This is a genomic window from Acinetobacter sp. YH12108 (genome assembly GCF_013419055.1).
In the GTDB taxonomy this organism is placed as follows: Bacteria; Pseudomonadota; Gammaproteobacteria; order Pseudomonadales; family Moraxellaceae; genus Acinetobacter.
Window position 1 is genome coordinate 132,704 of sequence record NZ_VPAW01000009.1, and the last position, 24,437, is coordinate 157,140.

16 protein-coding genes are annotated in these 24,437 nt (G+C 45.2%); 7 read left to right on the forward strand and 9 right to left on the reverse strand.

Annotated elements, in window-relative coordinates; translation table 11 throughout:
• Nucleotides 1-21: 21 nt before the first annotated feature.
• Nucleotides 22-525: a hypothetical protein gene (locus tag FTU46_RS07965; RefSeq protein WP_159123426.1), complete on the reverse strand. Its 504-nt coding sequence runs from the start codon at nt 523-525 to the stop codon at nt 22-24.
• A 178-nt stretch (nt 526-703) separates the two neighbouring features.
• Between FTU46_RS07965 and FTU46_RS07970 the strand changes: the two genes are divergently transcribed.
• The 5 genes from FTU46_RS07970 to pnp all read left to right on the forward strand — a co-directional run bounded on the left by FTU46_RS07970 (nt 704) and on the right by pnp (nt 13,883).
• Nucleotides 704-4,414: an exodeoxyribonuclease V subunit gamma gene (locus tag FTU46_RS07970; RefSeq protein WP_180104704.1), complete on the forward strand. Its 3,711-nt coding sequence runs from the start codon at nt 704-706 to the stop codon at nt 4,412-4,414.
• Nucleotides 4,414-8,538, forward strand: coding sequence for a UvrD-helicase domain-containing protein (locus FTU46_RS07975; protein WP_180104705.1), 4,125 nt, complete (start codon nt 4,414-4,416; stop codon nt 8,536-8,538). Before FTU46_RS07970 ends, FTU46_RS07975 begins: the two co-directional genes overlap by 1 nt.
• 71 nt (nt 8,539-8,609) lie before the next feature.
• Nucleotides 8,610-10,382, forward strand: a complete 1,773-nt coding sequence (recD, locus tag FTU46_RS07980; RefSeq protein ID WP_373686585.1) for an exodeoxyribonuclease V subunit alpha — start codon at nt 8,610-8,612, stop codon at nt 10,380-10,382.
• Between the two features lie 894 nt (nt 10,383-11,276).
• Nucleotides 11,277-11,546, forward strand: coding sequence for a 30S ribosomal protein S15 (gene rpsO, locus FTU46_RS07985; RefSeq protein ID WP_004637724.1), 270 nt, complete (start codon nt 11,277-11,279; stop codon nt 11,544-11,546).
• 249 nt (nt 11,547-11,795) lie between these two features.
• Nucleotides 11,796-13,883 carry a polyribonucleotide nucleotidyltransferase gene (gene pnp / locus FTU46_RS07990; protein ID WP_171505581.1) on the forward strand — a complete coding sequence of 696 codons (2,088 nt, stop codon included), beginning with the start codon at nt 11,796-11,798 and terminating at the stop codon, nt 13,881-13,883.
• Between the two features lie 161 nt (nt 13,884-14,044).
• Here the strand turns inward: pnp and FTU46_RS07995 are convergent, their stop codons facing one another.
• The 8 genes from FTU46_RS07995 to FTU46_RS08030 form a co-directional block, all read right to left on the reverse strand.
• A complete protein-coding gene (locus tag FTU46_RS07995) occupies nt 14,045-14,308 on the reverse strand; it encodes a YdcH family protein (protein ID WP_180025239.1) in 264 nt (87 codons plus the stop codon).
• 93 nt (nt 14,309-14,401) lie between these two features.
• Nucleotides 14,402-14,731, reverse strand: a complete 330-nt coding sequence (locus FTU46_RS08000) for a chaperone modulator CbpM (RefSeq protein ID WP_004781729.1) — start codon at nt 14,729-14,731, stop codon at nt 14,402-14,404.
• A 511-nt stretch (nt 14,732-15,242) separates the two neighbouring features.
• Entirely contained in the window at nt 15,243-15,704 is a 462-nt protein-coding gene (locus tag FTU46_RS08005) for a DUF2147 domain-containing protein (RefSeq protein ID WP_159123422.1), read from the reverse strand.
• Nucleotides 15,705-15,891: 187 nt separating this feature from the next.
• Nucleotides 15,892-16,353, reverse strand: a complete 462-nt coding sequence (locus FTU46_RS08010; RefSeq protein ID WP_166134811.1) for a DUF2147 domain-containing protein — start codon at nt 16,351-16,353, stop codon at nt 15,892-15,894.
• 277 nt (nt 16,354-16,630) lie between these two features.
• Entirely contained in the window at nt 16,631-17,080 is a 450-nt protein-coding gene (locus tag FTU46_RS08015; protein ID WP_179991985.1) for a DUF2147 domain-containing protein, read from the reverse strand.
• A 217-nt stretch (nt 17,081-17,297) separates the two neighbouring features.
• Entirely contained in the window at nt 17,298-18,173 is an 876-nt protein-coding gene (hslO, locus tag FTU46_RS08020) for an Hsp33 family molecular chaperone HslO (protein WP_004781734.1), read from the reverse strand.
• A gap of 50 nt (nt 18,174-18,223) precedes the next feature.
• Entirely contained in the window at nt 18,224-20,080 is a 1,857-nt protein-coding gene (locus FTU46_RS08025; RefSeq protein WP_180104706.1) for a cation:proton antiporter, read from the reverse strand.
• Nucleotides 20,081-20,153: 73 nt separating this feature from the next.
• The gene (locus FTU46_RS08030) at nt 20,154-22,376 is read right to left on the reverse strand and encodes a primosomal protein N' (RefSeq protein WP_180104707.1); all 2,223 of its coding nucleotides are present in this window, start codon (nt 22,374-22,376) and stop codon (nt 20,154-20,156) included.
• A 149-nt stretch (nt 22,377-22,525) separates the two neighbouring features.
• On the opposite strand from FTU46_RS08030, the gene gspF reads away from it, so the two are divergent.
• Both gspF and gspG read left to right on the forward strand, forming a co-directional pair.
• The gene (gspF, locus tag FTU46_RS08035) at nt 22,526-23,731 is read left to right on the forward strand and encodes a type II secretion system inner membrane protein GspF (RefSeq protein WP_125278818.1); all 1,206 of its coding nucleotides are present in this window, start codon (nt 22,526-22,528) and stop codon (nt 23,729-23,731) included.
• Nucleotides 23,732-23,801: 70 nt separating this feature from the next.
• Nucleotides 23,802-24,299: a type II secretion system major pseudopilin GspG gene (gspG, locus tag FTU46_RS08040; protein ID WP_005232473.1), complete on the forward strand. Its 498-nt coding sequence runs from the start codon at nt 23,802-23,804 to the stop codon at nt 24,297-24,299.
• The last annotated feature ends 138 nt before the right edge of the window (nt 24,300-24,437 follow it).

Sequence of the window (24,437 nt, forward strand, 5' to 3'; positions counted from 1 at the left end):
ATAAAAAATGGGGCGGGAAATTTATTTGCCTTGAGCAATCTGTTTTTGCTGGATATTTTTTGCTGTGCGATAACAATCTTCAACATGCGCTTCAGCAATTTTTTTCATGACAAAATAACCGAGGCTCGCGGCTACCAGTTGACCACCGAGTGGAATGAATTTTGTGACTTGCTTTGTGATCACTTTCGCTGCAACATTGTTCAAAGATTTTTTGACTGCTGTACGTGCTACCACCAGACCGGAAAACTCGATTCCGCGTTTACGCAGTTCATTCCAGTGCACCTGTTTGGTTGCAGGATCAAACACACTGATCTGTTCAGGGGCTAGACCAAAGCGGGCATTGATCTCCGGAATCAGTTGCGACAGAATGCCGACATCAATGACCACGTCCAGAAATGGCACCGGAATCACAGCTGCTCCGGCAGAATAATAGGCACGTTTTTTGGTTAGCTCTAAGCACTCGTTGCGAATTCTGTCTAAATCTAAACTTGGATCGATACGATCTGGAATTTTGTCTAATTTCATGGGCATTACCTAAAGCTAGATGTTGTTTTTTTCTGTTCAAACATCAATAAGATGCTTTTTTCAAAGAACTTTTTTGACTGAAGTATGAGTTTTAAAGTGACATAGACAGTTCGGTAAGTATAGTAAATAATCTTTATCATTTTGTAGTACTGCTCCATCTCATTTTTCAGGGGAAACGATGGCAATTCATGTTATTCAGAGTCAACGCATTGATGTGCTTTTGGATAGTATGCTGCGTATCGTCAACCAGAGCGCAAAAAATCCCTTGGCTGTGTTACAGCCGCGGCATTTTATTGTGCCATCTCCTGCAGTCGAGGCCTGGCTGACCCAAAAAATTGCCGAGAAAAAGGGCATCAGTGCCAATACCCAGTTTCATCACCGGATCCGTGCCTTTCAGTGGACTTCCTATCAGTGGGTGCTGAATAATCCCAAAGAAGTCGAACAGGTTCGTGAAGCCAATATTCCCCGAATTATTATTAAATGGCGGGTATTTCAGGCATTACGTAAATGCATTTTGCCTGAGCAGATTCCATTAGAGATCGATCATCCACTGTATTCGATTATCAAACGGATTTATGACAGCGCAGATCGTCTGGAACAGGGCATAGAGAAGCAGCTGAAAAAACAAAGCATGCTGTACTGGGTATCCGAACAGGTCTCGCGCCTGTTTAGCCATTATATGGATTACCGTGGTTATTGCGCGCGGAATTGCCCACCACAGGAATGTCGTTGTCCCACTAACTGGCTGGCGTCCTGGGGGCAGGATATTGCGCTCGATCTTGAGCAGATGATCTATATTCCTAAAGATGAAAATGGCCATGAAATTCCGGTGGCAGACTTCGTCAAGATTCAGGCACGCGAACTGGAAGCCTGGCAGCGCTGGCTATGGCAGCATGTCTTTCAGGATGATTATGCCAAGATTCTGGACATCGAACAGATGTACTGGGAACGTCTGGAAAATGAAGATACTCAGGCACAGGCTTTAAAACGTTTGCCACAACAGGTCGTGGTCTTTACCTTGCTAGAATTGCCACCGAGTCAACTGGATTTCTTGCGCCGTCTCGGTCAATACATTGATATTTATATTTTCCACTTTAACCCATCACAGGAATACTGGGCCGATAGTGTCGATCCGGACTGGAAAGCACGTTATGACCTTGGCGTGCAGGAACGTTTCATCAGGAAATTTGAAAAATCTCAGGGACGTTTGCCGACTGATACCGAAATCCAGCATTTCTTTGCAGCCTTTCAGCTGAACTTTAATGCCGAAGACCGGGAATCGCGTCATCCCTTGCTGACCCGCTTTGGCAAGCAGGCACGTGATCATTTCTCGTTATTGTCCAAACTGTCTTCAGGTGAAGAAGGTCTCTGGGCCGATGCTTTCGTGGATGAATATCAGGATAAGTTACTGGCCAAAATCCAGTCGGATATTTTGTACCTGCTGGAGACGGAAAAACACCAGTATGCGCTCAAACCCGACGATGATTCGGTGCAGATTCATGTCTGCCATTCCTCACTACGCCAGCTGGAAGTTTTAAAAGAACAGATGATTCACTGGCTGGCCCAAGGCACGGAAGATGCCCCACGTCAGCCGAGCGATATTCTGGTGCTGGCCCCGAACCTGAAAGAGCTGGAGCCGGCGATTCGGAGTGTCTTTGCACCACCACCGCGAGAACGGGAAGGTAATAGCCAGCGTCTGCAAAAAGATAATCTATATTTACCGATTCAGATTGCCGGGGTGTCCCGACTCGATGTCAGCAATGCCTGGCGCGCGGTACTGGGCCGGATTCAGCTGGTGCATCGACGTTTCAGTATCGAAGATTTTGCCGACTGGCTCAGTCTGAATGCGACCCAGCAACTATATGCGCTGGACTACGCGCAAGTTGAGCGCATGTTGCAGCTACTGGGCGAAGCGGGCTTTAAACGTGGTCTGGATCAGCAGCATTTACAGCAAAGCCTGACTGCAGGCGATGAAGATTACCGCTTCAGTTTTAAATTTGCATTGGATCGGCTGGCACTCGGGCTTGCAGTTCCGGAACATGCCCTGTTTCAGGATACCTTAAGCTATGCTCGGGTCTTGAGTAGTGATTTCCCTCTCATCTCGACTCTGATCCAGATTTATCAGGATCTGGTACAGCGCCGTGACTGGCTGATTTTGCATGAACAGGGCCAACGTACCCCGGTAAAAACTTGGCTGGAATATCTGCGTGAAGACTTGAATGAGTTCCGTGAAGCCGGCGTCGAGTCCTTAAAGGCGGTCGCAGAAATCATTGACAAGCAGATGCGGATGCTGACGTTGGCCGATTACCATGATCAGGATGATCCGCAGGCCAGCCAGGAGCTGGTCGCCTTAAGTCTGCCATTGCCTTATGTACTGGAAGAAATTCAGAATACACTGGAGATGCAGCTGGATCAGGCCGAGCCGACCGGACAAATTACCTTTAGTCAAATCGGCCAGATCCGTCCGTTGCCATATAAACTGGTGGTGATGCTGAATCTGGATACCGGTAAATTTCCGAGCCGGAATCAGCAGGTACCATTTGACCTGATGAACAGTCTGAAGCCGCAACTAGGGGATCGTTCCCGTCTGGATGATGACCAAGGTGCTTTTCTGGATGCATTGCTATTGGCGCAGGACAATTTATGGCTGTTCTATAATGGCTTTGATGTTGATGATGGTGAAGCGCGTGATCCATCCACTTCATTGCAGGAACTGATCCAGCATATTGCCTTGATTTGCCAGTCAGACCAGCCCGATGCTGAAGTCGATGAAACGGTTGAGATGAATGGTTTGAGCGTGGCCAAGCATATCCGTCAGCTCTATCATGTGCATCCACTACAGCCGTTCGATCCGATCGGTTACGTCGAATCTCATACTCCACGTTATCAGACCCAGTGGTTTGCTGTAGCAGAATATATTCGCAGTGCAGAGGGCAAGCGCAGCAGCTGGATCAATGCCCATTATCCGGCCTTGATGCAGAAAGAAATCCGGGTGCTGAAAGGGGATGAGTGGATTCGTGACATGATTTTCCCAGCACGTCTATTCCTGAAAAGTATCGGTGTTTCCAGTGTGAGATATGCCGATCTGCCAAGTTCACGAGAACCCTTATTGCTGAATAAACTGGAACAGTATCAGGTCCGTGATTTCCTATTACAACAGGATCAAGAGATTGAGCCACAGCTGATGTTGGACCGCTTACCGGTCGGAAAAACTCAGGAAGCGACCTGGCTCAGCAGTCAGCAGGAACAGCAATCGCTAAAAGAACGTTTATTGCAGCTGAATAAAGAGCTGACACCTGTAACGCAGCAAACCTGGCAATATAACCCTGAACTGCTGATTCATATTACCTTGCCACAAGTGCCACACAGCAGTTACTGGCTCAGCATGCAGTCATCTTCGGCCTCAGAAAAACGTCGGGCACAGGTCTGGCTGGAATATTTGCTCTGGCTGGCCTATCTGAACAATGATGAACTGTCTCCACAGCTGGAACGGATTGTCATTTTCAGTAATAAAACCCTGAAATTCTCCGGACTGCGTTCTAGTCAGGCACGTCATCATTTACAGGCTTGGTTGAAAGCTTGGGAAGTGGGACAGACCCAGCCGCTGGTATTGCCTGCCGAATTGCTGATGAAAAAGGCCTGGGAATGGACCGAAAATGAACAGGGACAGATCACCATTGCCGAGATGCAGGAACTGCTAAAGGCCTGGAACAACAGCTATGAAAGTGCCAAGCCTTTGGCCAGCGATGAATCCAGCCAGTTGCATCAGGACTGGCAGTTTATTTTGCAGGATCAGGACCCGGATCTGGCCTTGCAACGCTGTTGCCATGATTTTGCCCATGCGTTATATGCACCGATTCATGAACATCTGGAATGGATAAAAGAATAATGACCATGTTACCCAACCAGAACAAAAAGATTTCAACCAATCCGATTCAGGACATGCGCTTTAGCGGCCTGCACTGGATTGAAGCTTCCGCGGGGACCGGTAAAACCTATACCTTATCCAGTTTGATGGTACGGATTTTTCTGGATCAGTATTATCCGCATCAGGTGATTGCCACAACCTTTACCCGTAAGGCTACAGCTGAACTGAAAAACCGGGTACGTCTCAGAGTCGAGGAAACGCTGGCCTTCATTCAGCGTCATCAGGAGCTGAATTCGGTCAAAATCACCGCCAAAATCCAGACTGAATCGGATCCACTATTTCAGCAGGTATTAAAAGATTATGGCTCACGCATGGATTATGCCCGGCGCCGTTTACGTCTGGTACTGAACCAGCTAGATGAGCTGTTTGTCGGGACACTGGACAGCTTTAGCCAGAAATTATTACGTGAATTTGCTTTTGAAAGCGGCAAGATTGAACGGGCTGAACTGACTGAAGATCAGGATCTGTATATCCAGCAGCTGATTCATGATGTGTTGCGGGAATGGATCCAGCAGCAGCCGCAATATATGATCAATCATCTATATCTGCAAAACCTGTTGAAACCAGTAGAACATTATACTGGACTAGTTCGTGATGCTCTAAATTTCCGTGTGCAATACTTTCAGAAGGTAGAAAAAGTCGAATGGGATCTGACTGAACTAGAGCACTGCATTCAGCGCCTGTTCGATGTGCATGAATATGAAATTGAGATCATTCGGGAGTATTGCCAGAATTCTCCCAAGTATTTTCATAAGAGTTTTTTCACCAGATTAAGCGATGTCTGTGAAAACTTTATGACCTGGATGGCTGTGCTGAAAACCAAAGGCGCGATGAGCTTTTTTGATCCAGAACTGCATGCAATCTTATTGAATCTGTGTTATTTGCGCCGCAAGAAAACCGATTTTCAACCGGTCTCAATGAAGCAAGTATTTAACAAAAGCTGTCCGGAAGAAGAGCAGCAGCAGATTCTGCAACATAGCCTGATTCAGGCCATTGATGGATTGTGCGAAGTCAAAGAGAAGATGGATGCACAGTTGAAGCAGCTGACCACCTATCTGGAATATCATATTATTCGCAGTGTGCAGAACCGTCTGCCGCAAACCTTGCAAAAACAGGGTGAAACCACATTTTCCCAACAGATTCGAACCTTGGCTGAAGCTTTACAGGGACAGCAAGGTCAACGCTTTGCCCAGTTTGTACAGGCACGCTATCCACTCATTCTGGTGGATGAATTTCAGGATACCAACCAGGATCAGGATGATCTGCTGGCTAAAATCTGGCGTGATCCGAATCGAGTCAAAGCCGGTTGTATGATCATGGTGGGTGATCCGAAACAGGCGATTTACGGTTTCCGTGGCGGTGACATGCTGACCTATAACAAGGCGCGTGCCGATGTGCTGCAAAAGCAGGGCCGTGAATATACTCTGATCCAGAACCATCGCTCGGTAAAGCCTTTAGTCGAGGTGGTGGACGCGTTGTTTCAACGCCAGATGGATTTTGGTGAACAGGTGCATTACACCCTGATTCAGGCGGGGAGCCGGCCACATCCGGATTTAATCGATAAAACGCTGAGTAATCCGCATCCACTACGCTGGATTCAGCTCGGTGAACAGGACGTTGAAGCCGATCAGGTGGTCTGGAAAATTCGCCAGCTATTAAATCAGTCTGAACAGCAGCAACTGTATTTCCAGCAGGGTGACAACGTTCAGCACTTAAAAGCGGATGATATTGCAGTTCTCAGTTTTGGCCATTATGCGCTGGAACAGGTCAAGCAGCGTCTGCAACGCATGGGGATTCCCTGTTATAAGGAATCTAAGCAGAGCGTCTTTGCCAGTCCGGTGGCTCAGGATGTTGCAGCTGTTCTGACCGCGATCATGGAGCCTTTTAACGAAGCCAAAGTCAAACGTGCTTTATTGACCCGTTTATTGGGCTTTAACCTGAAAAAGTTAATCGAACTGCAAGAGCAGAGCGAAGGTCTGAGCCATTATATTGCCGACTTTGATGCTATCCGGGAAATGTGGTTTGAAAAAGGGTTTCTGACGGCCTGGAATTATGCCTTAAACCTGTTTCAGGTCTGGACCAATCTGGTTGCAAGCCAGAGCCTGGACAATGAACGGGTAGTGGTGAATTTACGTCATCTGACCGAGATCCTGTGTCAGCAAAGTGAATATTATCAGGGTGCTCAAAAGCTGTATCACTGGTATTTGCGTCAGTTGCAATCACCTTCAGGCAAGGATAACGAAAAAGAGCGAAAACTCTCTGGCGATCATGGGGTACAGCTCTTAACCATCCATGCTTCCAAAGGTCTGGAATTTAAAGTGGTGTTCCTGTTAGGTGCCGATGCACCTTTTGATGTGAATAAAGGAAATCTGAACTTTTCCCTGTCAGCCGCGGAAAATGTACTGGAACAATCCCGGGTGATTGCAGTTAATCATAAGGACTTGCATGAGCAGGCGATTTTGCAAAATGCGGCTCGGAATGCCGCAGAAAATCACCGGCTTTGGTATGTGGCACTGACCCGGGCCAGTCACCGGGTTTATGCCATGCTGCAAGATCAGAGCGGACAGGCGGATTCAGGACTGGCATTCTGGCGTGGACAAGGTGAGGCGGCCTTTCAGCATGCCCTAAGTCTGCTGGAACAACCTCTGGCTTCTGAGCCGCCTAGAATTGTGGCACAACAGACAGAAGCACCGTTACAGATGCAGGCTCATCCTTTACCAGAGCGACAGTTCTATCCGCGGACCAAAACCAGTTTTACTGCACTGTCACAGCATCTCCCGCATCAGGCAATATTGCAGGATGATCTGGTCATCGCTTCTGAACGTCCGGACAGTGCCGCAGATGAAATGAATCTACTGGAACTGGAACAGCAGATAGCCAGTCAGCCACTGGACTGGATCAGGCTGAATTTTCCAAAAGGCACGGTAGCCGGAACCTTCCTGCACAGTATTTTTGAGCATATCGATTTTCAGGATCGCAGTTACTGGAATCTGGAAATCCGTCGTCGTTTTAAAAATACAGCGCCACAAATCTGGCAGGAACTGAAAGAGAAATTTCATCAGGCCTTTCATATTCGTCCATTGTTACAGCAGGCATTTACCCCGGGCTATCAGACGGCCTGTGTGAATTTACAGACCCTGTTCAGTCAGGTGGCCCGACAAGGTCAAATGCAGCCGGAAAAATTGCAGCAGAGTATGCAAAAAGTACTCTCCAGCCTGAATTATAAAATCCTGACCGGAATTCGCCTGCATGATCAGAGTGAAGCTTATCGTCAGGAATGGCAGCAGTTTTTCCGTTCCGCTCAAACATTCGATCACTCTGAATGGTTGAACTTCTTAGGGCAGTTTCAGCGCTATTTTACAGAACTGGATGATGAGCCTTTTATCCAGTTTTTCGAACAGGAAATGGCGCAGATGACGCCTGCTGAGACAGCAGCGCAACTGGATGTAGAAGCCGTTTTTCAGCAGGCATTCGATCATTTCATTGATGAGATGATTGAGGATCTTCTACTCAATCGGGTTCATGACTGGCTCAAAGAAATTCTGGCTGCACCCCTACAGGCAGAGTTCAGCCTGGAACAGTTGCAGCAAGGTGCGTATCTGTCCGAGTTTCCGTTTTATCTGTCTTTAACCGATGCACCGTTACAGATTCGTCAGATCCAGCAACTGTTTGCCGAGCATGATATTCTCATGCCTGATTTTAATGAGGCAAAATCGGCACGCTATCTGACTGGATCCATTGATTTGGTTTATTTTGATGGTCAGCGTTATCATATTGCCGATTATAAAAGCAATTTTCTCGGATCGGATCAGCAGCATTACACGGCCGAGGCCATCCAGCAGAATATGACCCACTCCAGTTACTGGCTGCAAGCGGCCTTATATCTGGTGGCATTGCATCGTTATCTAAGCGTGAACATGCAGGGATATGACATGCAGCAGCATCTGGGTGGGGCGACTTATCTGTATTTGCGCGGTATGAATGGTCAGGCTGAACAAGGCGCTTATCACTGGCAGCCTGGTCTGGAATTTATTCTGAAACTGGATGAAATTCTGGGCTATTTTGAGCAGAAAAAATCAGCATAATTTTGATGATTTATAAAATTTTAAGAGTTTAAACAGAAGATTATCCTGTGGATAACTTTGAGGATAACTGTGTGGAAAATGAGCAAATTCACGTGTCTCAGCAATCAGCCCATTTAATGGCCTGGATTGACTATCTATGTCAGCCACCGTTCAGTTCGGCGACCTTTGATGCTGCCGCAAAATTGCTGATTCAGCAGCTCCTTGAAGCGATGCAGGAGGGCAATAGTTGTATTCCGGCCAGTGCTGAGCAAAAAGCTCTATTGCATCATTTGGTATTGGATCGTAGCCAGCAGGCTCAAGGCATTGCACCTTTTATTTTTGAAAACCAGCAGTTGTATTTATACCGCTACTGGCAGCTGGAGCAGGCAGTCGCTACAGAGATCGCCCGGATCAAGTCACAAGCCATCACACCAGTAAATTTAAGTGAGCGTGATCATAACCTCCTGACAGATCCACAGCAAAAGCAAGCGCTGGAAATGGTCGCCAAGCAGGGACTGAATATTATTACTGGTGGGCCAGGAACCGGTAAGACCTATACCTTGGCACATATGATTGCGGTACTGCATGAAGCCTTACCCAATATCCGGATTGCGATGGCTGCTCCGACGGGTAAAGCGGCGCAGCGGATGCAAGAGGCCTTGCAGAAAGCCTTACATAGTGAAAAGTTACACGCTTTTGAACTGGAGGCTTTAAAACAGCTTCAACCCGTTACTTTGCACCGCTTACTGGGCTTGGGCCGGTTGGGACGCCCACGGTTTCATGCCAAGCAGCCTTTGCCATATGATGTGATCGTGGTTGATGAAGCATCCATGCTGGACTTAAGCCTGTCACAGATGCTCCTTGCTGCAGTGCCAGATTCAGCCCGCTTAATTCTATTAGGCGATGCAGACCAGCTGGCCTCGGTGGATGTCGGCACTGTACTGGCAGATTTACAGCAGACTTCTGTTCTGGCAGATAATCGGGTCAATTTAATCACGACACGCCGTTTTGCTTCAGGCGCCCGGATTGGTGCGATGGCGCACTTTATCCAGCAGGAACATGTTCCAGCATCGGTTTTAAACCAGTTTGAACAGCAAGTGGTTGCTGCGAGTGAGCTGCAAGCAATTGCACTGGATCAGGTAGAGATTGACCAGTTGCAACTGCAATATCTGCCAGAAATAAACCCAACTACAGGTCTACAGTTAGACCCATATTATGATCAACTGATGTATGGCTATCAGGCTTATGCAGACGCGATCAAGCTGGCTCAGGATCAGGCTGATTTTGATCAATATGTGCAGCAGGCAATTCAGTACTTTGATGATTACCGGATTCTCACCGCAATCCGGCATGGTGATCTGGGCTTGAATAAAATCAATCAGCAGATTGAACAGCGTTTTCTGGCCAGTGTAGGCAAGTTAAAACAGGGCGACTGGTATACCGGTCGACCAGTGATGATGACTTATAACGATTATCAGCTGGGTCTGTCCAATGGTGATATTGGCATCTGTTTCTGGAGAGAACAAGAAGGACAGTCACAATTTGAAGTGTATTTCCCGAGCTTAGAAAAATGGGTGCTGGCGACCCGCTTACCGAAAAGTATCGAAACGGCATTTGCTTTGACGATTCATAAATCGCAAGGTTCAGAATTTACTCATACGGCTGTAGTACTCGATCAACAGGCCAAAAATTTGCTGAGTAAGGAACTGATTTATACAGCGATTACCCGGGCCAAAAAAGTTGTGAGCTTACTGGTAGATCGCGACGCGTTTACACAAGCGCTATGCGTCAGAACCACACGAAAGAGTGGCTTAAGCGAAAAAATACTTGAACAATGCAACAATCTATTGGCAAAAAATAAATAACTGTTGTAGGTAAATGCTTACATGGATTCAGGAAATTGGCGCATGGAGCTTTTACTCGGTTTTTGAGAAGATTGGTCACACAAAAGAACTCAACACGGAAAGTTGGGTATAAATCGCATAATAAGAACAAGAATGTCACCAGACAGCGAACTTACAGTGAAGTAAGTGAAAGAGGAAACTTACAGCCGCTAAGCCTTGTAGTTTTGGGAGAGACTACAAGGCTTTTTTATATCTGCCGTTAATGGAATTTTGCCGTAATCTTATAGTTCAATTAAGTTGGCAGAATAAGTAAATTTAAGTAAATAGTGTAATTAAAAGATATATAAGTGTAATATTTTGCAAATTTCGATGACAATTTTGTACGCAATGGCTTACAGCGAGTGAGGATAAATGCCTCTATGAGCATTTCGACAATATGGCAAAATCTACCACACAAGGAAGTTATTTTTAGCCAGGAAGATTTGAAAATAATAAAGCGTAAAACGCACTAAAAAAAACAATAAATAAAAAATGATAATAGAAGAAACTACAGCGCGAAAAAGCCCGAGTTTACTCGGGCTTTTTTTTATCATTTATTTCTAAGCGCGACCAGAAATATTTTAAATATAAAAAGATCAGTTAATTTCTGCAGTTATCTAAACAGCTATTCGTAAGCCAGATCAAGTCCAATTCCTGAAATTATGTGTAAATTGAACCATATGGGATTTCTTCATATCAGTAAATAAGCAAAGACATCTGGCAGCTAAAACTATCAAAATTCATGATCTATTTTTGCAATCTGACGCAATTTCCCTTAAAATATGCAACTTGCTGTAGTGATGCACGGCAGTCAATGTATTGAATTCTCATTACTTTGATTTTTATCAAGATATATAAGCATCTCGGAGAAATCGAATGGCTTTAACAAACGCAGATCGCGCAGAGATCATTGCTAAATTTGCTCGCGCTGAAAACGACACTGGTTCACCAGAAGTTCAAGTAGCTCTTTTAACTGCTCAAATCAATGACTTACAAGGTCACTTCAAAGAGCACAAACACGACCATCATAGCCGTCGCGGTCTGATCCGTATGGTTAACCAACGTCGTAAGCTTCTTGACTACCTAAATGGTAAAGACCACGGTCGTTATGTTGCATTGATCGGTGCTTTAGGTTTACGTCGTTAATTCGATTTAAACTTTATTTTCGGGTTTATCGCATGCCTTATGCTTTATTGCTGAAAACTAAAGTCGGTTTAGCCTTTGGCTAGATCAGGGGAAGGGGCGAATGTTCGCTCCTTCTTTGTGTTTAAAAATAGTGTTTATTTCTGGTGAGGTCGGCTTCTAAGCTTTGTCATTTACCCGTCCATTTGGATGTGAATGCCAAACCTTAGGGGTCTCCACTAGAATAAAATCAGGAAAAAATAAAACATGTCGATGTTTAATATTGTTCGTAAAGAATTCCAATTTGGCCAACATCAGGTTGTCCTAGAAACAGGTCGTGTTGCGCGTCAGGCCAATACCGTATTGATTACCATGGGCGGCGTAACTGTATTGGTTGCTGTTGTTGCTCAACCAACTGCTAAAGCAGGTCAAGACTTTTTCCCACTGACTGTTAACTATCAAGAAAAACAATACGCAGCTGGCCGTATTCCTGGTGGTTACGGTAAACGTGAAGGCCGTGCATCTGAAGCTGAAACGCTGATTTCACGTCTGATCGACCGTCCAATTCGTCCATTGTTCCCAGAAGGTTACTATAACGAAATCCAGGTGACTGCGACTGTTGTATCTTCTGACAAGACTATGGAAGCTGACATTGCAGCAATGCTGGGTACTTCTGCAGCACTTGCGATTGCAGGTACACCATTCCGTGGTCCAATCGGTGCGGCACGTGTGGGTCTGATCAACGGTGAATACGTTCTAAACCCAAGCTTTGAACAATTGAAAGAAAGTGATCTTGATCTTGTCGTTGCAGGTACGGAATCTGCAGTACTGATGGTTGAATCAGAAGCGAAAGAACTTTCAGAAGACCAAATGCTGGGTGCAGTATTGTTCGGTCATGATGAAATGCAAATCGCGATCCAAGCAATCAAAGAATTCGCGACCGCAGCTGGTGCGAAAGAATCAACTTGGGTTGCTCCTGAGAAAAACGAAGACCTTCGTGCAAAACTGAAAGAAGCATTCGAAGCGAAAATCTCTGAAGCATATACCATTGCGGTGAAACAAGACCGTTATGCAGCACTTGATGCACTTCAAGCAGAAGCGCTCGCTCAGTTCGTTCCAGAAGGTGACGAAACTGGTCTTGCTGATGACGTAAACGAATTATTTGAAGATCTTAAATACCGTACCGTACGTGACAACATCCTGTCTGGTAAACCGCGTATTGACGGTCGTGATACTAAAACTGTTCGTGCCCTTGATGTACAGGTTGGCGTATTAGACCGTGCTCACGGTTCTGCATTATTCACACGTGGTGAAACTCAGGCATTGGTCACTACTACTCTGGGTAATACTCGTGATGCGTTGATGGTAGATACCTTGGCTGGTACTAAAACTGACAACTTCATGCTTCACTACAACTTCCCTGCATATTCTGTAGGTGAAACAGGTCGCGAGTCTGGTCCTAAACGTCGTGAAATCGGTCATGGCCGTCTGGCTCGTCGTGGTGTTCAAGCCGTGCTTCCAGCAGCTGACCGCTTCCCGTACGTAATCCGTATCGTATCTGACATCACTGAATCTAATGGTTCATCTTCAATGGCATCTGTATGTGGTGCTTCTCTATCATTGATGGATGCCGGTGTTCCACTTAAAGCACCAGTTGCGGGTATTGCAATGGGTCTAGTGAAAGAAGGCGAACGTTTCGCAGTTCTTTCTGACATCTTGGGTGACGAAGACCATCTTGGTGATATGGACTTTAAAGTAGCGGGTTCTGCTAACGGTATTACTGCACTACAAATGGACATCAAGATCGAAGGTATTACTGAAGAGATCATGGAAGTTGCATTGAACCAGGCTTATGCAGGTCGTATGCACATCCTGAACGCGATGAATCAAGTAATTTCACGTGCTCGTCCAGAAATTTCTATGCACGCGCCGACTTTCCAAGTGATCAACATCAACCCTGACAAGATCCGTGACGTGATTGGTAAAGGTGGTGCGACTATCCGTCAAATCACTGAAGAAACTAAAGCTGCGATTGACATCGAAGATAACGGTACAGTACGCGTATTTGGTGAAACTAAAGCTGCTGCACAGGCTGCGATTGCAAAAATCCAGGCACTGACTGCTGAAGTTGAGCCAGGCACAATCTACACAGGTAAAGTGATTCGTATCGTTGAATTCGGTGCATTCGTGAACATCCTGCCAGGTACTGACGGTCTGCTTCATATTTCTCAAATCTCTAACGAACGTATTGCCAACGTGGCTGACGTATTGAAAGAAGGTCAGGAAGTGAAAGTACAAGTTGCTGACGTTGACAACCGTGGTCGTATTAAATTGACCATGAAAGACATCGAACAAGCATAATTCGATTACTTTTAAGTCTGAAAAAGCCTGCATCATGCGGGCTTTTTTATTTGGACAGATTCTTTATTTAAGAACCGAAATCATTTAATAATCACATTGTAGATAAAACGGATGATTAAACCTTATATTGAAACATTCTTGGTTGAGAAAGCTGTTCTCATTTAGGTAAGCGGATCGGCTTCAGAGTTTTTCAGCATGCGATAAATCTCGTCTTTCAGTTTTAGTTTTTTGCGTTTAATCGCATCGATATCATCATTGATATGATTGACTGGATCGAGTTCAAGCTGACTAATCTGTTTGTCCAATTTACTATGTTCCTCAAACAGTCGGGCAAAGTACGGATTTTCCTCACGTAATTGCACAATTAAATCACGGTATTCTGGGAACATATATTTGATCTTTTTATTGCAGTCTTTGGTTTTCATAGGGATATTTATCACTCAAAAAATAAAAGAAAAAAGCAAAATATGCCCTAGTCCGCATTGATCTAACTCAAGCAGACCGGACATTAAAAGGCATTACTTGAAATGCAGATGTTTCACCTCACGACGTAATTCCTGCACTTCATCAATGAGATCCAGCATCATGGCAACGGCACTAAAGGAAGCATCAAAATCACGCTGCAAACGGTAAGCCCGTTGTGCTCGAGTAATATCTTCCCCGAGGAAGGTACCAGGATGCGTTTTAGAACGGTTCGGCAAAATTCCATGTTCAATGAGTTGCATCACCCATTCCGGACTTTGGCCACATGCTTCAGAAAAGTGGAACAAATCAAAGGTACGATCATCCATGATTTCAGAGGGGATATAACCGTTGGAAAAGTTTTCTCTATATTGAATTGTAGTCATAGCTCTACTCCTTAAACAGCCAGGCTTGAGACATTCAGAAAGGAAGGTCGTCCTGAAGTAGGGGAATGCCATAATATTTTATGGCCGCTGCGCTGTGCCCTAACGGTATGAGATGCTAGTTGAACCAGCATCCTGCCTAGAAGAGGAACTCCTATCCTGTGGAAATCCTGCTTGAACCTGAACAGCTCAGTCTGAGCAGGGAAACAAAGATCTAGGCGGGCATCTGTTTTTATAGTTTTATCTGTCATTTGCAAACCATCCGCTGTTTGCAACACACATTTACCCATGCCTATGAATTGAGGAATACATGTCGCATGAATACTCCGTTTCAGAGTCCTTAGCAGATTGAATTGCAGCTGAAGATAGATCATTGTGTGAATAAAAAATAACCGTCTTCAATTCATTATTATGAGTTTGCGCTAAGGGAAACAGTTTTTATTTGTACTTAATTGTTTCAAATCATAACCATTAAAAAAGCCCCTGAAACAGGGGCATGGAAAACTGACAAAAATTAGTATTTTACCCAGGTAACACTGCGTCCGATAACCGAAACGCCTACATAACCACGCAGGGTCAGGCGTTTGCCATTGGCGCTTAAACGTGCTTTACCTTTGTAAACTTTACCGCTGATTGGATCAAGTATCTTGCCATCATGGAATTCGCGAGGTTTTTTGGGGTCTGCCTTAAAATCCCAGATAAATGGCAAGCCAATAAATGGTTTATTCTTAAGCTGTCCTGGACATTTGCTACAGATTCCCAGTTTTTCTGCACCTGGCAGGCTACGGGTTTCTACGATAATTCCCTCATAGCTGCCATCTGGTTTTTTACGGATTTCGACATCAGCACGAGAATAACCGGATTGATCATCGATAGTCTTCCATTTCCCCAGTAGTGGATCTTCAGAAGCAAAGCTTAAACCTGCTGCTGTTGCCAATGTGATCCCCATCATTAAGCGACTTAAAATTTTCTTCATAACATGCCTGTTGATCAATGATTATTCATATTAGATTTATTACTCTAATTTATTCATAAAATGTAACAAAATCAATAGCACAAAGTGTGATGAGATTGGCATAAGATTAATAGATTCATGTGAATTATCACATGACCTAAAATAAAAAAGCTCCTAAGGAGCTTTTCTTAATAATCTGAATTCGAAACTAGTTTTTAATCCAGGTCATATTGCGTCCGACCGGTGCACCTTCAGCACGACTATGAATGGCAAGATGCCTGCCATTATTTTTCAGGCGGGCACGGGCCTGATAAAGCTGTCCAGAAACCGGGTCGAGCAGAGTGCCGTTAATAAATTCATTGCTATGGTCGGGATGACTGCTCAGTCCCTTAAGCATTGTGAGTCCAATGAGTGGCTGATCCTTCAATGCTCCTTTACATAGAGTGCAAGTTTGCTGTCGAGCTGCCCCAGGAATCTCACGAACATGCACAATTTTGGCAATATAGCGATCCTGAGCATCTTTACTAATCACCACATCTGCCAGGGAATAACCAGTACGGTCATCAATGGTTTTCCAGTGGCCTAGTAATGGGTCACTGTTGGCGAACGCGGATAGACTGATGGTACTTGCTGCTGTAAGAATGATAGAACAAAGCAGTTTGAATCTCATTGCCACATTACCCCATGCTATTGAAAATATATTTAACTTCTTAAAGGCATAAAAAAATTATGGGATTAATATAGCGTGAAAAATACACTAAATACCAGTCAATAATCACATTAAATTAAGAAAAATGAATATGAGTTAAAAATTACGTTCATTCAGCATGATGAGAATGAGTAAGTATTTACGTGATAAGGAATGGGATAAAGATAATGATTTTAAGCTGTCCAAGCCTTTGATCTGGCCAGACAGCTTGCAGATGAGAATTTATAAAAAATGAGATTTATTCGACTTTCACCCAGGATACTGTTCGTCCGAGCATGGGTGTACCTACATAGCCACGAAGCGTCAGTACATTGCCTCGGGAATTCAGAGTTGCCTTGCTTTTATAGACATTACCGGTTAGTGGATCGAGAATTGCTCCATTAACGAATTCATTTTTCTTTTCTGGATTTGGTTTTAGACCTGATAAGACAGATAGACCCAGAATAGGCACGTCTTTCAGTGCGCCTTTACATTTAGAACAGTGGGTATGTGCAGGACGATTTGGAATGGCATGGATACGAACAACTTTACCCTGATAAGTACCATTATTGAGTTTACTGATTTCAACATCAGCACGTGCATAGCCCGTTTTGTCATCAATGGCTTTCCATGTCCCCGTGATTTCGGCTGCATAGCTGAAGCTCTGCGCAGCACATAACATCACACCCATTAAATATCGAAATTTCATTTAAAATCTTCCACTTATTTTTTTTGATTTTTTTACTTTGAAAATACCGTTGATCTTCTGATTCTATCGGTGTGCAAATTTTAATCATGAGGCAAGCTTGAAATTAAGTACATTTGTCTTTTTTTTATGAGGAATTTTGGTCAATATTTTATGAAAATATAAAATGAAAAAAGCACTCAATATTGAGTGCTTTTTTTGAGTCGAGCAGGGGCTGTTATTAACTGAGGTGTTCACCAAACAGGCTCAAAGCTTCTTCAGCCGTAAAAATATAACGGCTATTACAGAACTGACAGTCCATCTCAATTGGATTCTGGAATTCTAAAGTTTCACGAACCGATTCTACCCCAATCTGCTGTAAGGCAATTGCACAACGTTCTTTAGAACAGGTACAGCCAAACTGCAAATGTTCTACTTCTGGTAAGCGCACTTCTTCTTCGTTATATAAACGATAGAGAATTTCATTGGCCTCCAGAGTGACCAGTTCTTCTGTTTTTAATGTTTCAGTCAGCATGGTCAGACGTGGCCATAAGTCTTCATCGACACGGCGTTGTTCTTCTTCACTGTTACGCGGTAGCAATTGAATCAGCAAACCACCTGCACGATTGTTATCACTGGCCAGCACGATACGTGTCGGAATCTGGGCAGACAGGTCATAATATTGCATCAGACAGCCAGCCAGATTTTCCTGATCAAGCGGAACAATACCCTGATAACGTTCACCAAATTCAGGCTCGATATTGATAAACAGCACTGGATTAGTCAGTGATTTTAAAACTGTGCTGCTATCTTCTGCTGCCTGAAAGTGTGGATCTTCTTCGTAATCCGCCAGTGCACGTACTTCACCGCGATGGTTACATTCAGCCATTGCCCATTTAAATGTGCCTGAAGCCTGAATTTGTAGGCTGATACGCCCTTTAATTTTCAGGGTGCTGGCCAATAGTGCAGTGGCGCTCAGCATTTCACCTAACAGGATTTTTACTGCAGGCGCATAGTCACGCTGAGCCAAAATTGTTTGTAAAGCTTCTTCAAGATGCACCACTTCACCACGAACAGGGCTATCTTCAATAAAAAAGCGTTGGCGTAAATCAGACATAAAATTCTCCATAACCCTGCTTTAATGGTGGCATTATTGTAAAACACAAGTTATGCCAGATCATCTCTTATGGCATCAATTCCTGAAGCGTTGTTGTCCTGTTGCGTGTCCGTATCCTGTTCCGATACTTTTTTTAGCTGATCCTGAGCAAGAAGATGCTCCAGTTCTGCCAGTGTATTCCTTGAGCCTGCGAAATTAAACGGACTCTCAGTATCCGGATGAAATTGACGATTGAGCAGTTTCTGATCATGAGTATGAAACTCATGGATCTTTTGTTGCGCCTGTTCTTCAGACAGTCCGCTCAGCTGAACTAGCAGACACTGACTTAGTTCTAGTGCAGAAGCATAGGTTTCTCGCCAGATTCGTTCCACGCCCAGCTCCTGAAGTAGATGGACATGATGCCGGTTACGTGCCCGTACCCATAAAGACATGTCAGGATAATTTAAGCGCAGATGTCGGACGGTCAGCAGTGAATCTTCAATATCATCAATGGCGACAATCACATGCTGAACCGTATCCAGATTTGCCTGAGCTAAAGCCTCTGGCTCAGTCGCATTGGCCTGATAGAAGGTAATACCGTAAGAGGTCAGCAATTCAGTTGCTTCGATATTGCTGTCCATTACACTGAATTTTTGCTGCTGTTGCAGCAAAATACGGGCAATGATCTGGCCAAAACGGCCAAAACCGATTAATAAAATTGGTGCGGTATTTGGTGGAAGGCTTTCAATGTCAAAGGTCGCTGCCAAATGATTTTGCCGATCCAGTCGTGGCAGAATCTGGTTTTGCAATAACCAGTAAAATGCCGGTGTGAGTAGCATGGATAAACTTGCCATCCACATCAATGGGGAGAGCAGGGCTGGAGTAACGATCTGCTGCGAAAGCGCAATGATGAGTGCCAGAAAAGCGAACTCACCACTTTGTGCCACACTGGCAGCCAGTAGCGTACTGTTGCGCCAACTATGCTGATAATAACGTGCCAATCCTAAGGTAATCGCAAATTTAATCAGGATCAGCGAAAGTGTTCCGGCAATAATCAATACGGGTTGCGTCAGCACATCGGCAAACTGCAATGACATGCCCAGACTGATAAAAGCCAACCCAATCAATAAACCGCTAAAAGGCTGCAGACTCTTTTCAATCGAAATCCGGAAATCAGAATCTGCCAGTAACATACCGGAAAATAATGCTGCCAGGTACAGATTCAGTCCCAGCGTATCCATCAGGACTAGTAAGCCCAAGAAAATGACAATGGTAACAATGCTATGCAATTCATGACGACCACTTTTGGCAATCCAGCGATAGAGCGGCTGCATGAAATAGCGGTTACATAGAAATAAGCCAGTAAAGGTAGCCATCATGGCAGCAAAATAAGCTATGCCATGTTCTGTTGAACTGACCCCAGCAAAAAGCGGAATCGCTGCAATGATAGGAATTGCAATCAGTGCATGAATCAGGGTGTTGGCATAAGCGGATTGACCATAACTGGTCGCCAGTTGTTGCTGATTATTTAAAAACTGGGTCACCAACGTCATGGCAGAGAGGCTGCCGGCCAGTCCGATGACAATGCTGGAAACCAGATGCTGATCGAGAAAGAACCAGGCCAGCAGGCTCAAAATCAGGGTCGTGCTCAGTACCTGTAAAATGGCCATAAACCACAGGGGTTGCCCAAGCTGAAGAATTCGTTGTGGTCTGAGTTGCAGACCAATCCAGAACATTAGGGCCAACAGGCTGATTTGAATAAAAGTCTGCATCACCTCAGGAGCAGAGATCAGCGCTAAGGCACTCGACCCAATGATTAAACCTGTCAGTAAATAGCCCAGCACTGTTGGCAGTCTGAGTTTATGGCTCAGTGGCACCATGAACAGTGCAATCGCCAGAACCAGCGCTATTTGTAACAGTATCGACATTTTTCCGCCTTAAATTTTATTTTCATCCAGTCTTAAAGTTGAGCCTTTATCAAATGAAGATGGTCTCAATATTTTAGCTGAGTTCTTGTGGATCGATATCCAGTGTCAGCTTCATATTGGATGGCTTATCCTGTAACAGGTTTTGCCACCAGCTACGGACATAATAATGCAAACGGGCACGGTCTGCGGACAATAGCACCATATGGGATTGATAGCGTCCGGCTTTGCGTTCCATCGGGGCAGGAATGGGACCCCAGATGTCCAGCACCAGATCGGGATATTGCCTGAGCAGGGCAGCATGTTTCTGTAAGAATTCGGTATTTTGTGCCTGATCTTTGGATTCACAGCGAATCAGCACGGCATAACGAAAAGGAGGCATCTGGGCGATTTGCCGTTCGGTCAAAGTCTGCTTGGCAAAGGCGCGGTAATTTTCAGTGACTAAGGTATTCAGCAGCGCATGATCAGGTCTTAGGGTCTGTAAATATACATCCCCTTTATGTTCCCCACGTCCTGCACGACCTGCGACCTGTACGATCAGTTGTGCTGTACGTTCTGTGGCCCGGAAATCGACACTAAGAAGACCAGAATCGATATCCAAAATTGCAACCAGCGTGACATAAGGAAAATGATGGCCTTTGGCGAGCATCTGCGTGCCGAGCAGAATCGCAGGCTCACTTTTCTGAATCTTGTCATAGATCTTTTGCCAACTACCGACCCGGCTGGTTGAGTCGCGATCGACCCGGATCACTTCAAAATCTGGAAAAAGCTCATTCAGATGTTCTTCAACTTTTCCAGTCCCCATGCCTAAAGTGGCCAACTCCTGATGCTGGCATTGCGGACACTGTTCAGGCATACGATGAATGGTGCCGCAATGATGACAATGCAGATGTTGATAAGGTTGCCGGTGCACAGTGAAATTGGCATCACAGTTCGGACACTGCGCCTGCCAGCCACAACTGCCACAAATCAGTACGGGCGCATAACCACGACGATTCAGGAAAATGAGTACCTGTTCTTTTTTAGCCAGGCGCTTTTTGATTTCTTCAATCAGATGCAGGCTGATGCCATGCTGCTTTGGTGCCACTTTTAAATCCAGAATATGGATTTTTGGCATTAGTGCTGTACCCGCGCGTTGATTCAGTTCCAGTACCTGCATTTTACCTTGCTGCACCAGTGCATAACTGTCAATGCTGGGTGTTGCCGAACCCAAGAGTACTGGACATTGCTGTAAATGTCCCCGGTACAATGCCACATCACGGGCATGATAGCGAAAGCCTTCCTGCTGTTTAAAAGACAGGTCATGCTCTTCATCCAGAATGATCAGGCCTAGATTCGGCATCGGTGTATAAATCGCAGAACGGGTGCCAAGTACAATGGACGCTTTACCGGTTTCAGCGGCTTGCCAGGCTTGTAAGCGTTTACTGTCATTCAGGCCAGAGTGAAGCAGGGCGATGTGACAATGGAAACGGGACTGAAAGCGGCTAATGGTTTGTGGCGTCAGTCCGATTTCAGGCACCAGTACCAGCACCTGCTTGCCCTGTTTCAGTACCTGTTCCATGATCTGAAGATAGACTTCAGTTTTGCCGCTGCCAGTCAGGCCATCGAGTAAAAAGGCTTGATATTGCTTGCGGTATTTCAGTACTTGCTGAATCGCATGCTTTTGTTCCGGATTGGCCGTTAATGGCATCTGGGCCAGTTGTACAGGTTGCGGGCTAAAATCCTGTGCTTCCAGTACACATTCGCAAATCCCTTTTTTTTCTAGTGCTTTTAAAGTCGCTGTTTCTATTCCGGCCAAATTTAAGAGATTCTCAGTTGTTCCCACCGGATGCAGTTTTAGAATCCGATAAGCTTCCTGTTGCCTCTCGGAACGGCGAACTTTGGCTTCAGCCTCATGATCCAGCAATTTCCAGTTTCGGGCCAGCAGGTTATAAGGTTTGCCCTGACGCAATAAAGTCGGTAAGGCAGTCTGGATCACTTCCCCGATAGGAAACTGGTAATACTGTGCTGACCAGGTCAATACACTTAAAACCTGGGAATTGATAATGGCACGGTCATCTAAAAGCTCGGTGATGGCTTTCAGTTTGAAACTTGGATCAATCGGAGCATCTAGTGGTAATTTTTCAGTAATCACGCCGACCAGATTTTGCCGGCCAAAAGAAACTGCGACTCGGGCACCCACTTCTGCCTGCTGATATTGTTCCCCACTCAAGCTATAGTCAAAACAGTCAAACAGATGCACCGGCACTGCAACACGAACACGATAAACAGGGGCAGTAACGGGAACAGAATTTGGCATAGTAACAGAGTGGGTCCTGATGAAATTTCGTCGTGCTCAAAGTTCAGTTATGTTAGAGTGAGCAGATAATTTATATTGAAGAATATGAATGATTTTGATGGTCTGACGCAACAGCGTTAAGCAAAATTTTGGAAAATTAGAGCATTACAATGCCTGCATATCAGTTTACTGCGCTTGACGCTTCAGGGAAGCAGCAAAAAGGCGTGCTTGAGGGGGATTCAGCACGACAAATCCGGCAACAGCTTCGGGATCAGGCGCTGATTCCGGTGTCCGTAGATCCAGTTGAGAAAAAAGACCAGCACTATCGTCGCAAATGGTTTGAAAAAAGCATCACTGCCTATGATCTGGCTCTTATGACCCGGCAACTCTCGGTACTGGTCGCTGCCGCAATTCCGTTGGAAGAAGCCATTCGCGCCGTCGGCAAGCAAAGCGAAAAAGTTCATGTGCAAAACCTGCTGATGTCAGTACGCTCCAAGGTGCTGGAAGGGCATAGCCTGGCTCAGGCACTGCAACAGTCTGGACGTTTTCCGGAACTGTATATTGCCACTATTGCGGCCGGTGAACGTTCTGGTCACTTGGACCTGATTCTGGATCAGTTAGCCGACTATACCGAAAACCGCTTCGCCATGCAGAAAAAGATTCAAGGGGCGATGATCTATCCGATTATTTTGCTCTTGATGTCTTTTGCGATTGTGATGGGCCTGATGACCTATGTGGTACCGGATATCGTCAAGACCTTTGATCAAAGCAAAGATGCCTTGCCGTGGATTACAGTGACTTTAATGAAAGCCAGCGATTTTATCCGGATCGCCTGGCCATTTTTGTTGATAGGGAGTGCGGCAGGTATTTTTCTGCTGGTACGTTTTTTAAGAACGACCGCTGGGCATTATGCTTTTGATCGCCTGACTCTGAAACTACCTTTATTCGGAAAATTATCACGTGGCATTAATGCCGCCCGTTTTGCCAGTACCTTATCAATTCTAACCCAGTCTGGTGTGCCACTGGTGGATGCCTTACGCATCGGGGCAGCGGTAAGTAATAACTGGGTGATCCGGGATTCGGTTAATTTGGCTGCTGAAAAAGTCACTGAAGGCGGGAACCTGGCTACCCAGCTGGAACGTAGTGGTTATTTCCCCCCGATGATGGTACAAATGATCAAAAGTGGTGAAGCCTCGGGGGAGCTGGATCGTATGCTGGAACGGGCATCGACCATGCAGGATCGGGAAGTGACCACACTGATTTCGACATTACTTGCGCTTCTGGAGCCGCTGATGCTGGTACTCATGGCCAGTATTGTGCTGGTAATTGTGATCGCGGTGATGCTGCCAATCGTCAATATGAATAATATGATTTAAATAACATGTGTAACGTCTACAAAGAATTGAAAGTGCCTGAAACTTTCTAAAGATGAATGAGAGATATTGAATGAAAAGGAATCCAAATCAAGCCATAGACCCTTCAACTACAGCTGTTGAACCTACCGTACGTGTGAGCCAGTTACGTGCCCATCGTGCCTCAGGTTTTACCCTGATTGAAGTAATGGTGGTTATTGTTATTCTCGGTGTGCTTGCGGCCCTAATTGTTCCAAATGTAATGGGACGCGGTGAAAAGGCTAAAGTGGATACCACAGTCATCAAATTGCAGAGTATTGCGGGTTCACTGGATCAATATAAGCTGGACAATGGCAAATATCCAAGCATGCAGGAAGGTGGTCTGGATGCACTGGTAAATCAGCCAGCAACAGCGAAGAACTGGCTCCCAGGTGGCTATGTGAAAGGAGGTTACCCAAAAGACAGCTGGGATAATGACCTGCAATACGTGATTCCAGGAACCAATGGTCGTGCTTTTGATTTGTACTCTTTTGGTGCCGATGGACAGGCAGGTGGGGAAGGAACTGATGCTGATATTTATTACCAACCTTAACTGATAATTATTAGGGTGTGTTGACACTTTTAGCTTAAAAAAATAGCGAAGTAGTAAAATCAAATCGCCAAACCCAATTTTACTATTCGCTATGCCTCGTACCATGCTGACAGATCAACAGTGGCAAAAGTTGAAAGT